The 14,512-nt window shown below is 71.6% G+C and carries 8 protein-coding genes; 6 read left to right on the top strand and 2 right to left on the bottom strand.

From position 1 onward, the window contains the following. The 6 genes from G4D87_RS19910 to G4D87_RS19885 all read left to right on the top strand — a co-directional run. The coding region (locus G4D87_RS19910) for a tetratricopeptide repeat protein (RefSeq protein ID WP_163783644.1) at positions 1-2,261 on the top strand (2,261 nt) is incomplete at its 5' end. A 27-nt stretch (positions 2,262-2,288) separates the two neighbouring features. Continuing rightward, positions 2,289-3,233 carry an ExeA family protein gene (locus tag G4D87_RS19905; protein WP_163783643.1) on the top strand — a complete coding sequence of 315 codons (945 nt, stop codon included), beginning with the start codon at positions 2,289-2,291 and terminating at the stop codon, positions 3,231-3,233. Between the two features lie 5 nt (positions 3,234-3,238). Then, positions 3,239-7,171: a translocation/assembly module TamB domain-containing protein gene (locus G4D87_RS19900; protein WP_163783642.1), complete on the top strand. Its 3,933-nt coding sequence runs from the start codon at positions 3,239-3,241 to the stop codon at positions 7,169-7,171. A 14-nt stretch (positions 7,172-7,185) separates the two neighbouring features. Beyond that, positions 7,186-10,269, top strand: coding sequence for a POTRA domain-containing protein (locus G4D87_RS19895; protein ID WP_163783645.1), 3,084 nt, complete (start codon positions 7,186-7,188; stop codon positions 10,267-10,269). A 17-nt stretch (positions 10,270-10,286) separates the two neighbouring features. Next, positions 10,287-10,796, top strand: a complete 510-nt coding sequence (locus G4D87_RS19890; RefSeq protein ID WP_163783641.1) for a hypothetical protein — start codon at positions 10,287-10,289, stop codon at positions 10,794-10,796. A gap of 22 nt (positions 10,797-10,818) precedes the next feature. Continuing rightward, a complete protein-coding gene (locus tag G4D87_RS19885; RefSeq protein ID WP_163783640.1) occupies positions 10,819-12,138 on the top strand; it encodes a lysophospholipid acyltransferase family protein in 1,320 nt (439 codons plus the stop codon). Here the strand turns inward: G4D87_RS19885 and G4D87_RS19880 are convergent. Then, the gene (locus G4D87_RS19880; protein WP_163783639.1) at positions 12,129-13,397 is read right to left on the bottom strand and encodes a spinster family MFS transporter; all 1,269 of its coding nucleotides are present in this window, start codon (positions 13,395-13,397) and stop codon (positions 12,129-12,131) included. The two genes, G4D87_RS19885 and G4D87_RS19880, sit on opposite strands and share 10 nt — an antisense overlap. After that, the gene (locus tag G4D87_RS19875) at positions 13,394-14,329 is read right to left on the bottom strand and encodes a Ppx/GppA phosphatase family protein (RefSeq protein ID WP_163783638.1); all 936 of its coding nucleotides are present in this window, start codon (positions 14,327-14,329) and stop codon (positions 13,394-13,396) included. The genes G4D87_RS19880 and G4D87_RS19875 overlap by 4 nt, the downstream gene beginning before the upstream one ends. Positions 14,330-14,512: the final 183 nt, after the last annotated feature.

Raw genomic sequence — 14,512 nt, 5'->3', positions numbered from 1 at the left:
CGGCGGCAGCGCCCGCGCCGGCGCCCGTGGCGCCTCCCGCTCCAGCGGGGATGGGGCGCGAGCAGCTCGCCAAGCTGCTCACGGAGACGGACGTCTACGTCAAGTACGGGCTCCACGACAAAGCGCTGGAGCACCTGCGCAAGGTCTTCTCCGTCGAGCCGGAGAACCTCGACGCCCATGAGAAGGCGTATCAAATCTACGTCGCGTCCGGGAACATGGCCCAGGCGTCGGAGCAGCTGCTGAACGTGCTCCGCCTGTGCACGCGCACGGCGGACGTGCAGCGCGCGCAGCCGTACCTGGCCACCATCCTCCAGGAGAACCCCGCCCATCCCGAGGTGCCCGCGTTCCTGTCCGTGCTGCGCACGACGGGGCCCGTGGTCGCTGCGCCGCCGGTGTCCGTGGTGGAGTCGGTGGGCGAGGACGCCATCCTGGTGGACTCCAGCGACGACGAGATTCTCGTCGCGCCGCCGCCGGAAGACGCGCTCCTGCACCCGCCCGGTGACGAGCTGGCGCTGACCACGCTGCCCTCGAGCGACTCCGACGAGGTCATCGAGGAGGACAGCGACTCCACCGTCATCAGCGAGGAAGCGCTGGTGGGCGAGGCCATCACCTCGGGCGAGTTCGAGGTGTACGGCGCGCCAGACCCAGAGGACCTGGCGGCGGCGTCAGTGGACGAGACGCTGGTGACGGATGACGACCGGTTCGCGCTGACCGACGAGCCGGGCCTCAGCGTCACCGACGACGAGCCGCTCGTCGCCTCCAGCGATGATGACCTGGCGGCAGCGGCGGCGTACTCGCTCGACGACGAGTCGCTGGTGGACGACGGCGAAGCCACGTCCATGGAGGCGCTGTCGCTCGGGGACGACGACGAGCCGCCGCCCACGCAGATGCACGCGCCCACGCAGGCGCTGCTCGACGAGGCCTCGCCGGACACGCTCCAGGTTCCCACGCTGGACTCACTGGACGTGCCCTCGCTGGACGACGAGGCGCCCCCGCCGCTGGACCTGGAGGATGTGCCCACGCGCGTGGGGGCCGCGCCGTTGACGGCCGCCGACCTGGACGAGGACCCGTTCGGGGCCCCGGCGCTGGGTGACCCGCTGGAGTTCGAGGAGCCCACGGCCTCGCACGCCGTCGTGGCCGTGGACGACGAGCCCTTCGTGGAGGACGTGCCGGACCTGGCCGCGGACGAGCTGGCCGAGCCGGTCGCCTACGAGGAGCCCGCGGACGCGCTGTCCGAGCCGGTCACCTACGAGGAGCCCGCGGTCGAGCCCGAGCCGGAACCAGAACCCGAGCCCGAAGTCGAGGCCGCCGATGAAGAAGAAGAGCCCGCGGCGGAGGAGTGCGACGAGGCGTCGTTCTTCCTCGACCAGGGCCTGCTGGAAGAGGCGCGCGAGATTCTCGAGACGGTGATGATTGCCTTCCCGGGCCACGCGCGCGCAGCCGAGCTGATGGAGCGGCTGGAAGCGGCGGAGGCGGGCGGCGGCGCGGAGCATGAGGACGCGCCCGCGGAGCCGGCGCATATCCCGAGCGTGCAGCCCGTCACGGACGGCTACGAGGAGGCCGAGGCGACCACGGGCGAGCGTGACGCGTTCGACCTCGCGGCGGAGCTGGCCGGGGAAATCGACAACCTCGGCGACGACGCCGGGGCCACCTCGCTGCCGGCGGAAGAGGACTTCCAGTACTCGGTGGAGGAGGTCTTCTCCGAGTTCAAGAAGAGCCTGGCCAAGGTGGTGAAGCCCGAGGACGTGGACACGCACTACGACCTGGGCATCGCGTACAAGGAAATGGGCTTGCTCGACGACGCGCTCCACGAGTTCGACGTGGCCCGCCAGGGCAGCGCGGGCGGCAAGCGCGAGCTGGACTGCATCACCATGATGGGCATGCTCCAGCTGCTGCGCGGCGACGCGGCGGCGGCCGTGGAGGTCTTCCGCGAGGGCCTGGCCAACCCCCACGCCACCGGCGAGGCGGCCAAGGCGCTCGGCTTCGAGCTGGCGACGGCCTACGAGGCCCAGGGGGACGCGGGCAAGGCGCTCTTCCACTACCAGCGCGTGGCCGCGATGGACGGGAAGTACCGGGAGGTCGCCGGGCATGTGTCCCGGCTTGCGGCTTCCGTGGAGCCGGTGGAGGATCCGCTCCCGACGCCTTCTGGCAATGGGGCCAAGGCCACCAGCAGTCCGCCCGCACCCGCGGGGGCCGCGGCGCCCACCACTCCGATACCAGCGGCTGGCGCGTCCAAGGCGCGCAAGGTCGGCTACCTGTAGTTGCACCCCGCGAGGTCCGGCGAGCCCATGACTACGTACCTGGACTTCTTCGAGCTGACCCAGGAGCCCTTCTCCAACGCTCCCGTCAGCCGCTTCTATTACAACTCGGCGCAGCACTCGCAGGCGCTCACCCGGCTGATGCACGCGGTGAGCTACATGAAGGGCCTGTCCATCCTCGTCGGTGACATTGGCGCGGGAAAGACGACGCTGGCCCGCCGCATGCTCGACTCGCTTCCGGAGTCCGAGTACGAGGCCGCGCTGCTCGTCATCATCCACTCCGGCATCACCGCCAACTGGCTGCTGCGCCGCATCGCGCTGCAGCTGGGCGTGGAGAATCCGGCGCAGGAGAAGCTGGCGCTGCTGTCGCAGCTCTACCAGCGGCTGCTACAAATCTACGAGTCCGGCAAGAAGGCCGTCGTCCTCATCGACGAGGCGCAGATGCTGGAGACGCGCGAGCTGATGGAGGAGTTCCGGGGGCTGCTCAACCTGGAAGTGCCGGAGCGCAAGCTCATCTCCTTCGTCTTCTTCGGCCTGCCGGAAATCGAAAAGAACCTGAAGCTGGACGCGCCGCTCGCGCAGCGCGTGGCCATGCGCTACCGGCTGGAGCCCTTCACCGCCGAGTCGACCGAGGCCTACGTCAAGCACCGCCTCCGGCTCGCGGGCTGCCCGCGCATGCCCTTCAGCCCGGAGGCGCTGCTGGCCGTGCACGAGCACTCGTCCGGCTCGCCCCGCGTCATCAACACCCTGTGCGACAACGCGCTCTTCGAGGCCTTCCTCGCGCGCGAGCAGACGGTGTCCGCGGAGCTGGTGCATCGCATCGGGAAGAACCTGGGCCTGCTCGGGGTGAACACGCCCGCCGGGCAAGCAGCCGAGCGGCCGAGCGCTCCAGCGTCGGCGCTCCCCAGGACGGCGAGCAGCAAGGTGGACCTCGCGGAGATCGACCGCTACCTCGAAGGGCTGGGTAAGCTGTAGCGGCTTTGTCCTCTCAGAGCCGCCACGGTGCGCGCAGGGCGCTGCTGTTGGTGCTCCTCGTCTTGTCGGGGAGCGTGCTCCTGTTGCGCATGCCGGAGACCTGGGAGGTGGCCTGCACGCTGGGCCGCCGGCACCTGCCGGATGTGCTGGGCCTGGATGTGGGGCTCGGCCGCTGCGAGTTGGATCCGCTGGGCTCCCGCGTGGTGGTGCACGGCTTCTCGCTGTTCCTCCCCGGCACGGACTCACCGCTGGTGGCCGTGGACAGGGCGGAGGTGCAGCTCGGCTTCCTCCAGCCTTTTCAGGGGCGGCTGACGCTGGCCCAGGTGAAGGCGACACGGCCCCGCGTGGCGCTGGATTTGTCGCGGCCCTCCGCGCCCTCCGAGCCCAAGTCCGACTTCTGCTTCCTGGAGCCGCTCGAGCACCTGCGCATTGCGAAGCTCGACATCTCCGGCGCGGAGCTGCGCCTGGCGCTGCCCGAGGGCCGGCGCGTGGAGGTGGACGAGCTGGACGTCCGCTGGGACGAGCAGTGGGGCGTCATCGAGCTGGACGTGGAGGCCCGGCGCGGCCGGGTTCGCCTGGGCCCGGACGGACGCGAGCTGGCGCTGGGGCAGCTCGTGGTCGCGGGCGCGCTGGACCCGGACGAGGCCCTGCTGGAGCTGGAGCGCGCCGAGGTGTCGCTGGACGACATCACCACCACGGTGTCCGGCCGCGTGGATTCGCTGTGCGCGCCGCGGCTGGCCCTGGACGCACAGGTGTTCCTCCCGCTGCGCGCGCTGTACCAGGCGCGGCTGATTCCCAGCCCGGCGACGGGGCACCTCTGGTCGCGTGTGTCCATCGCTGGGAAGGTGGCGTCCCCCGCGGTGTCGCTGGAGCTGTCGGGCAACAGCCTGGGTTACGGGAACTTCGGCCCGACGAACCTCCAGGCGCGCCTGTCGTACTCGGGTGACGACGTCCGGCTGGAGGAGCTCACGCTGCCGGTGGGCGCGGGCAAGGTGCGCGCGACGGGGCGGCTGGGCCTCACGCCGAACCTCCCGCTGGAGGTGTCGCTGACGACGGAGGACGCGTCGTTGGGCCGCATCCTGGACCGGGCGGGCGTGAAGGGCTCCTGGGTGGACTTCCCGGCCACGCTGGACGCCCGGCTGTCCGGCAACCTGCTGCCGCGCTTCTCCCTGTCGGGCCCGATGGACTTGCGGACCGGGAAGTTCGTGCTGGCCACGCATGCGTTCGACACGCAGCCGAAGGACGGGCTCACGATTCTGGAGTTCGACAAGGCCCGCGCGCAGGCGCAGGTGAAGCTCCAGGCGGACCGCGTGGCCTTCAGCCACGTCAACGCGGAGGTGGGCCACTCGCGCGTGACGGGGGACGTCGTGCTCCTGCTGGCGGGCGGGCTGGGCCTGGACATCCACGGGCAGGGCGACGTGGACCTGTCGGACTTTGGCCACATCGCGGGCCTGCCCTGGGCCGGACGGGGCCACGCCACGTACGCGGTGACGGGCCCCGCGGCGGACGTGAAGGTGGAGGCCGGCCTGTCCTTCCGCGACTTCGAGTTCTGGAACCTGTCGCTGGGGGTGATGCAGGGGAAGCTGGCCTACCAGGACAGCGTGCTCACGTTCCCCGCCTTCTCCGGCCAGAAGGGGCGCACGCAGTACTACGGCAAGGCGGGCGTGTCCTTCGGGCGGCTGCTCAACCTGCGCCTGGAGGTGAACGTCCCGCAGGGCCGCAACGAGGACCTGGTGGACGTGGTGGCGGGCCTGAGTCCGTCGCTCGCGGTGATGCAGGGCACGCTGGGTGGAACGGCCACCGGCCGCGTGGAGGTGGACAGCCCCGTGGAGAAGCTGGAGGGGCTGGTGGCGTTCGACGTCAAGGACACCACCTACCTGGGGCGGCGCATGGGCGACGGCGCGGCCCGGCTGCGCTTCGTGGATGGCAAGGCGATGGTGCTGGAGCGCACCACGCTCATGGGGCCGCTGGGCCGCACCTGGGCGGAGGGCACCTTCACGTTCGACGGGGGGCTGGACTACCGCTTCGGCGGGGACGGCTTGTCGCTGGCCGAAGCCGTGGACCCGGAGCTCGCCGAGCGCATGGGCATGCAGGGCACCATGGCAATGGACGGCGTCGTGTCGGGCACCGCCGACGTGCCGGTGGTGGACGTCACGCTGCGCGCGCCGCGCGTCACCTTCGCCGAGCGGAACCTGGGCGCCATGGACCTCACCGGGCGCATGGTGGGGAAGAACTTCGAGGTGTGGGGCCACCCCTTCCGGGACGCCACCGGCCGCATCCGCATGAAGGTGCAGGAGCACTGGCCCTATGAAGCCCAGGGCTCGTTCTCGCTTCCGGAGATTCGCCCGCTGCTGCCGGACGCGCCGCTGTGGGCGGGCGTCAGCGGGGCCCTGTCGGGCACGATGAGCGCCAAGGGCCAGCTCCTGGAGCCCGCGGGCTCGCAGGTGAACGCCACCGTGGAGCGGCTGGTCCTCTCCCGCGACGACCTGCGCGGGGAGAACGCGGGCCCCATGGTCCTGGCGTACGGGGCCGGGCGGACGGACGTGCAGCCCTTCCGCTTCACGGGGCAGCACGTGGACCTGTCGCTGGGCGGATGGATGAGCCCGCGCGGACTGAATGTGACGCTGCGGGGCGGGTTGGATTTGCGCCTGCTGGAGTCGCTGATGCCCGCCATGGTGGAGCGCTCCTCCGGGCGCGTCACCGTGGACGCCGAGGCCTCCGGGACGCTGGAGAAGCCCTCCGTGGTGGGCACCGCGGAGCTGTTCGACATGCGGCTGGCGCTGCGGGACTGGCCCGTCCAGGTGCGCAACATGGCCGGGCGCGTGGAGCTGACGGGCCAGCGCGTGCTGGTGGAGCACCTGCAGGGCCAGCTCAATGAAGGCCGCGTGTCCGCGCGCGGCGACGTGCGGCTGGAGCGCTTCCTGCCGCAGCGGCTGGGGCTCACCATCCAGTTGGACGAGGTGCCCTACCGGCTCACGGAGGACCTGCCCGCGACCTTCTCCGGCCTGCTCCAGGTGATTGGTCCGCCCAAGGGCTTCACCGTCACCGGTGGCATGGACATCGTGAAGTTGCGCTACCAGAAGGCGCTGGACGTGGATGCGCTGCTGAAGACGATGCAGAAGCGCACCACCCACCTGGCGGCGGGCGCGTCCTCCTCCGCGTCCGGTGAGCCTCCGAAGCCCTGGGTCATCTGGGATGTGAATGTCCACTTCGGCGACGTCCGCGTGGACAACAACCTGGCGAAGGCCCGCCTGCTGGGGGACGTGCGGCTGACAGGGACGGACCTGCGGCCGGGGCTGCTGGGCCGGGTGGAACTGGCCGAGGGCAGCCAGGCCTTCTTCCGAAACAACCCCTTCACCATCAGCCAGGGGCGGCTCGAGTTCCAGGACGCCACGCAAATCGACCCCGTCTTCGAGGTCCAGGCGCAGACGCAGGTGCGTGAGTTCGTGGTGAAGCTGCACGCCTTCGGCAAGCCGGCGGACCCCCAGATTCTGCTCTCCTCGGAGCCCGCGCTGGTGGAGGGCGACATCGTCTCGCTGCTCACCCTGGGGTTTACCTCGTCAGACCAGGATACCGCGGCCTCGGCGAGCGCCGGCCTGGCGGCCGAGGCCCTCTTCAACGTGTCGGGCCTGGACCGGCAGCTCCAGCGCTTCCTGCCCAGCAATCCGGTGTTGAGGGATTTGTCCCTGCAGATTTCGACCACCTACAACGACGCCACCCGGCAAGCGGAGCCCACTGCGCAACTGGAGTCGAAGTTCCTGAGCGAGCAGCTTAAAATCGGTATGACGCAACCCGTGAGCGGGCGCGGCACGCGGGCGCGGGCCGAGTACCGTTTCGATGACCGACTCTCCGCGCAGGCCCAGTGGGACAACGAGAACAACGAAGCCTCGTTTGGAAACCTCGGGCTCGAGCTGAAGCTGAGCTGGGAGGTCGAGTAGCCCGCGCCGTCGCGCTGGTGGCGCTGCTGCTCTGCGCCCTCGTGCCGGGCGCGGCGCGCGCGCAGGCGGACGGCGGCACGGGCTTCGGCGCCGAAGTCACGGCCGTGGAGCTGCACCTGCCCGGAGGCGCCGACGCGCAGGGCCTGAGCGACCTGGTGGCGGTGCGCAAGGGGCAGACGCTGACGCCGGGCGCGGTGCGGCGCTCGGTGGAGCGGCTGTGGGCCACGGGCCGCTTCACGGACGTGGTGGCGCGCACGGAGCCGGTGCGAGGCGGGGTGCGGCTGATGTTCCAGCTCACGCCCGTGGCGCGGCTGGCGCGGCTGCGCTTCGAAGGCAACGCCGTGCTGTCGGACGGGGAGCTGCTGGAGGCCAGCAGCCTGCTGGAGGGCGGGCCGCTGGACGCGGAGGAGCTGCAGGGCGCGGTGTCGTCCGTGCTCCAGGCGTATCAGCGCAAGGGGTACGACTCGGCGAGAGTCTCCGTGACGCAGGAGCCGGTGACGGAGGGCATCGCGGTGGTGCTCGCCGTGGACGAAGGGCTGCCCACGCGGGTGCGGCAGGTGACCTTCTCCGGCAGCCCCGGCCTGCCGCTGTCCCGGTTGCTGGAGGTGCTGGCGCTGCGGCCGGGGCAGGTGTTCGACCGGGCGCGCCTGTCCAGCTCACTGGAGGAGCTGCGCGCGCTGCTGCGCGGCGAGGGCTACTGGCGCGCGCAGGTGGGCGCGCCGGCGGTGCTGGTGGAGGGCAGCTTCGCGTCGGTGGCGGTGCCCCTGATGGCGGGGCCTCGTTACATGGTGCGCTTCCACGGCAACCGTCACTTCCCGCCGGACGTGCTGGAGCGCGTGCTGGCGCACGACGTCTCGGAGCCCATGGACGAGGTCGTCGCCGGCCGGCTCGCGCGGCGCGTGGAGGTTTTCTACCGCTACCGCGGCTTCCACGACGTGCGCGTGCGTCCCCGCGAGGTGCTGCGCCCGGATGGCGAGGTGGCGGCGCTGGTGTTCGACGTGGAGGAGGGGCACCCGCTGCGCGTGGCCGACGTGCGCTTCCACGGCAACCACGGGCTACCGGTGGAGGCGCTGCGCGCGTTGCTCGCGGAGCGGGTGCAGGCGGGGATGACGCGGCCGGAGCTGGACCTGCGGCTGCTCGACGACCCGCTGAACACCGAGGGACGCCACGGCCCGGAGCTCCCGGGCGTCGCGCCGCCGCCGCCGGCGTCCACCGTGTACGTGGAGGACGCGTGGCTGGAGGCCGTGGAGGCCATGAACGAGGCCTACCGCGAGCAGGGCTTCCTCTCCGCGGTGGTGGCGTTCCGGGGCCTGACGGTGGACGTGGTGGGGCGCACGGCGGTCGCGGACTTCGACGTGGAGGAGGGGCCCCAGGCGCGCCTGGTGAAGGTGGACTTCGAGGGGGTGCCGCCGGGCCTGACGGCCTGGGTCATGGGCCGGCGCATGCGCGAGGGCGCGCCGCTGAGCTTCGACGCGGTGGAGTCCTCGCGTCAGGCGCTGGAGCAGGAGCTGGGGCGGCAGGGCTACCTCTTCGCGCGCGTCACCACGGAGACGGGCGTGGGCGAGGACGGGACGCGGGCGACCGTCATCTTCCGCGCGGACGCGGGCCCGCAGGTGAAGGTCGGCAGGATTCTGGTGCAGGGCCTGACGCGCACGGACCCGGACCTGGTGCTGGCCAACCTCGCGGTGGAGGAGGGCAAGCCCGTCGCGCTGGATGAGCTGACGGAGGGCCAGCGCCGGCTCGCGCGCCTGGGCGTGTTCCGGCAAGTGGACATCGCGCTGGCGGACCCCACCCGGCGCGAGGACACCAAGGACGTGCTGGTGACGGTCCAGGAGCGGCCCCGGCTGGATGGCCAGGTGTCCGGCGGCTACTTCCTGGTGGATGGTCCCCGCATCACGCTCGACACGGCCTACCGCAACCTGGACGGGCTGGGGCTCAGCCTGCTGGCGCGCGGGAAGATCAACTACGCGGGCTGGGGCGCGGAGGCGCTGTCTCGGGACCGGCGCATCGCCTGTCAGCAGACGGTGACCGGCGGCGGCCCCGCGCCGGGCTGTGACGTGGAGCTCCAGGGGCTCAATGGCTTTGGGGGCCGGGGCAACCTCGCGCTGGCGCAGCCCCGGCTGTTCTTCCTGCTGCCGCTACAGGTGGGGGCCCGCCTGGACCTCATCGGCGAGCGTGTGCACCGGCCTTCCTACGTGTCCTCGCGGTTCGCGGCGGCGGCCGCCATGGACTGGGCCGCGGCGACGTGGCTCAACCTGTCGCTGTCCTACGAAGTGGAGAACAACCGGCTGCGCTCGCGCGCGGGTGTGCTGGAGCTGCTCAACCGCGCCGACCGCGAGCGGCTGCGCTACCCATTCGGCGACTTCGCGCTGCACTCGCTGCGGCCCTCCGCCACGCTCGACTTCCGGGACGACCCGGCCAACCCGCGCCGGGGCGTGGTGTTCGTCTCCAGCGCGGAGTTCACCCGCGGCTTGAGCGTGCGGCCCACGGACGTGGCGGGCAACCGCGTGGATGCGTATCCCATCGACGGCGTGAAGCTGTCGGGCAGCCTCAGTGGCTACATCCCCCTGGGACGCCGGGCGAGCGTGGCGCTGTCCGCGCGCGCGGGCACCATCATCCCGCTGGAGGAGCAGGCGCAGGCCATTGGCTCGAAGCTGTTCTACCTGGGCGGCTCGTCCAGTCTGCGCGGCTTCCGTGAGGACGGGGTGCTGCCGGAGGACGTCCGCGGCGCGTTGCAGCAGCGGCTGCGTGACTGCCGCGCGCTGATTTCGCCGTCGGGGTGCTCCGCCGAGCTGAAGGCCGTGCTCGCCGGACAGGTCCCCGCGAGCCAGGGCGGCGAGCTCTTCACCCTGGGCAAGGCGGAGCTGCGCCTGCCGGCCCTGTCCTCCGTGGACCTGGGGCTCTTCTTCGAGGCGGGCAACCTGTGGCTGGACCGGACGCAGTTCGACCCGGGCCGGCTGCGCTACACGGCGGGCGCGGGCCTGCGCTACGTGACGCCCGTGGGCCCGCTGGCCTTCGACGTGGGCTTCAACCTGGACCCCGACGAGTCGGTGAACGAGGCCACCACGCAGTTCCACTTCAGCATCGGGACGTTCTGAGGGAGGCGAGGGTGCGCATGCGCTGGCCGCGGTGGACGGTGGTAGGGCTCGTGCTCCTGGCGGGCTGCCGGACCACCTCCGAGTCCTCTCAGGGGCCGGCGCGGCCCAAGTGGATGCCGCCGGAGGGGACGTGCCCCCGGGGCGCCTTGCTGCAGATGGAGCGCCTGGGCCTGAAGCCGGGGGACAAGGTCCCCGTCATCGTGGATGCCATCCAGGACCACCCGGGGCCGGCGCGCTACAACTACAGCTTCGTGATTGCGCTGCCGCGCGAGCAGGGAGCGCAGCAGCTCCCCGGCGCCCGCATCGGCGGCCGACTGTACGTGACGAAGCACCGCGTCTTCGGCCGGTATGACCGCATCTTCCTGCCAGAGTCCGGGGCGATGTCGGTGCCCTTCTGCGGCATCCTCCTGGATTCGCGCTGGGACAGGGACGGCGAGGGCCTGATTGCCTACCCGAGCCCGATGAAGGGCTTCTCCGTGGTGCAGGACAACACCGGCGTCATCCAGGTGGTGGACCGGTATCCCTGAGACGTGGAGTACAGTCCCCTCCGTGTTCTACGCGTGCGTGCGTGCGGTGGTGGCGCTGTGTCTCCGACTCTTCTACCGGGTGAGGGTGAATGCCCCGGCGCTGGAGCCGGACGGCCCGGTGCTCTTCGTGGGCAATCATCCCAACGGTCTCATCGACCCGGCGCTGGTGTTCATCCTCACGCGGCGCAAGGTGACGTTCCTGGCGAAGGCGCCGCTGTTCCGGATGCCCGTCATCGGCTGGCTGTTGAAGGGATTGGACGCGCTGCCGGTGTACCGGAAGCAGGATGACCCGGCGAAGATGGGCGGCAACGAGGGCACGCTGGACGCCGCGAAGGGCGCGCTGGTGCAGGGGCGCGCCATCACCATCTTCCCCGAGGGAAAGAGCCACTCCGAGCCCGGGCTCGCCGAGCTGAAGACGGGCGCGGCGCGCATCGCCCTGAGCGCGGCGAAGGCGGGGGCCCCGGTGCGCATCGTCCCCGTGGGGCTCACCTACGCGGAGAAGCACGTGTTCCACAGCGAGGTGCTCATCGACGTGGGGCCCGCCATCGACGTGCAGGCCTTCCTGCCCGCGGACGCCGCGGCGGAGCCCGACGCCGTCCGCGCGCTCACCGAGCGCATCGCCAGCGGGCTGCGCGCGGTGACGCTCAACCTGGAGCAGTGGGCGGACCTCCCGCTGGCGCAGCTGGCCGAGCAGCTCTTCGCCTTCAAGCAGGGGGGGGCGCTCGACGCGGAGCGCCTTCGACTGTGGGCGCGCGGCGTGCAGCTGTTCCGCGCCCAGGAGCCGGAGCGCTTCGAGTCCCTGCGCGCGCAGCTCGCCGCCTTCCGGCACCGCATGGCGCTGGTGCGGGCGGCGGGGCCGGAGGACCTGGCGCTCGAGTACCGCCCGGGAAACGTGGTGCCCTTCGTGGTGAAGAACGTGCTGGCGCTGGTGCTGGGCCTGCCGCTGTTCGCCCTGGGGCTGGGCCTGTTCTGGCTGCCCTACCAGCTGCCCCGGCTCGCCAGCCGCAACGCCGAGCTGGACGTGCAGGCCACGGTGAAGTTCCTCACCGCCTTCGTGGTGGCGCTGGCGTGGTGGGGCGCGCTGACGGCCGCGGCGGCGGTGTGGGGGAGCGCGCCGCTGGCCGTGGCCGTCTTCCTCGCCGTGCCGCCGCTGGCGCTGTTCACCCTCTACTTCGCCGAGCGCTGGGAGTCGCTCCAGCGTGACATCCGCGTGTTCTTCACGCTGGGCGACCGCGCGCGCCTCAAGGGCCTGCTGCTCGCGGAGGGCGAGCGGCTGGCCTTGGAGATGGAGCGCCTGGCCGACGAATACCGGCCGAGGCTGGACGCCGCCGCTCAGCCCTGACGCGCGAGGGGCACCGCTTCACGGAACAGCCGGGCGCCCAGCAGCAGCGCGAAGCCGCCGAGGAGCACGGGCAGGGCGTTCACCGCGATGGCGGTGTGCAGGCTGGAGGCGTCCGCGATGTTGCCGATGAGCGCGGGCGAAATCGCGTCACCCAGCAGGTGGATGCACAGCACATTCAGGCCCATGGCGAAGGCGCGGAACGCGGGCGGCACGCAGTTGACGATGGCCGCGTTGATGGGGCCGCTGTTGAGGAAGATGAGGAACTGCGCCAGGGCAATGGCCGCGAAGGTGGGGCCCAGGGCCTCCAGGTTCACCGCCAGGTACATGCACGGGGCCGCCAGCATCAGGCCAATGCCGGACATCCACAGGCCGCCGCCCTCGCGCTTGCGGTCCAGCTTGTCGCCGAGCCAGCCGCCGGCCACCGTCCCCAGCAGGCCCGCCACCGCCGTAATCGCGCCGAAGATGAAGCCCGAGCTGTCCTGCGCCATGCCGCGCTCGCGCACCAGGTACGTGGGCATCCAGAAGCCCAGGCCACCAATGGAGAAGGTCATCAGCGTGTAGCCGGCCGTCACCGCCCAGAAGGCCGAGTTCCGCGCCAGCCCCTTCAGGCCCACCATGAAGGGCATCTTCGTCTGCGCGTCCGGCCCGTCCATGGCGCCGCGCTGGGGCTCCGGCATGAAGAAGGCCATGGCGCCCAGAATCAGCCCGGGCACGCCCCCCGCGAAGAAGGCGACGTGCCACGAGTACGCCTGCGTCAGCCACCCGCCCAGGCCGTAGCCCGCGGCGGCGCCCACGGGGATGGCGATGTAGAAGAACGCCAGCATCCGCGTGCGCTGCGTGCGCGGGTACAAGTCGGAGATGATGCTGGGCGCCACCGCGCCGTAGCCGGCCTCGCCGATGCCAATCACCGCGCGGGCCAGGAGCAACGCGCCGAACGAGGTGGCCAGCCCGCTGGCCCCGGTGGCCAGGCTCCAGAGAATCACACCCCCCGCCACCAGCAGCCGCCGCGGGTAGCGGTCCCCGAGGAACCCGCCCAGCGGCGAGGCCAGCATGAACACCACGATGAACATGGTGCCCAGCAGGCCGGACTGGGTGTCGTTGATGCCGAATTCCTGCTGGATGCCCGGCAGCGCCACCGCGACGATGTAGCGGTCGAGGTAGTTGACCAGGTTGATGAGGGTGAGGATGAACAGCGCATAACCCGCGTTGCTGGCGGGCACGGCGGACGCGGCCGGTGAGGCCACGGGTTGGGCGTTCATGAAGAGGTGGCTCCGGCTCCAAAGCGGTGCGCGAGCAGGCCCCAGCGCAGGCCCTTGTCACTGACTCGGCAGGCCTCCAGTCCCAGCGCCTTCACTGACTCCAGCAGGATGAGGGCGCCCGCGGGGATGACGTCCGCGCGCTTGGGCTGCATGCCGGGCAGGGCGCGCCGCGCTTCCAGCGGCATGGCGCACAGCCGGTCCGTCAGGGCGGACAGCTCGTCCACGGACAGCGTGCCGCCGTGGACCTGCGCCGCGACGTAGGGGTGGATGGCGTGCTGCACGGCGTACAGCGTCGTCACCGTGCCCGCCACGCCCACCAGGGCCGCGCCGGGCGGCGGGGCGGGGAGGGCGCGGAAGGTGTCGCGCAGGTGGGCTTCGACGCGCGCGCGGTCCTCGGAGGTCATCGGGTCCGAGCGGACGAAGCGCTCCGTCATGCGCACCGCGCCCACGTCGAAGCTGTGGCGGAAGTCCACGTGGCCGCCGCGGTTGCCGTAGATGAACTCCGTGGAGCCGCCGCCGATGTCGAGCACCAGCAGGGGGCCCGTCGCGTCCGCCGCGAAGTCCGCGTGCACCGCGGCGAAGGACAGCTCCGCCTCCATGGCGCCGGAGATGATTTCCACCGTCACGTCCGCGCGCGCCTTGGCCGCCGCGAGGAACTCCGCGCCGTTCTCCGCGTCGCGCGCGGCGCTGGTGGCGGACACGGCGAGGCCTTCCGCGCCCAGCTCGCGCGCCTCGCGGGCGAAGGACTCCAGCACCTGGAGCGTCGCCTCCAGGCCTTCGGCGGAGAGCTTGCGCGTCGCATCCACGCCCCGGCCCAGGCGCGTGATTTCCGCGCGCTCCCGCACGGCCTCGAAGCGGCCCTCCGGGGTGCGCTCCGCGACGAGCAGGAGGACGGAGTTGCTTCCAACGTCGATGGTGGCGAAGCGCGACATGCGCGGCAGCCTACTCAACGCAGCAGCGCTTCCAAAGCGTCACCCAGGGCCTGGTAGTCAGCGGGGGTGTTGTAGAGCTGCGCGGACAGGCGCACATGCCGGTGCGGCGGCCGGGGCCAGGGGGTGATTTGCGCCTCGATGCGGTATTCGTCGAACAGGCGCAGGTGGAGCGGGTCCACGTAG

The sequence above is a fragment of the Myxococcus vastator genome (assembly GCF_010894475.1).
Taxonomy (GTDB): Bacteria; Myxococcota; Myxococcia; order Myxococcales; family Myxococcaceae; genus Myxococcus; species Myxococcus vastator.
This window is presented reverse-complemented; position numbering and strand designations above follow the sequence as displayed.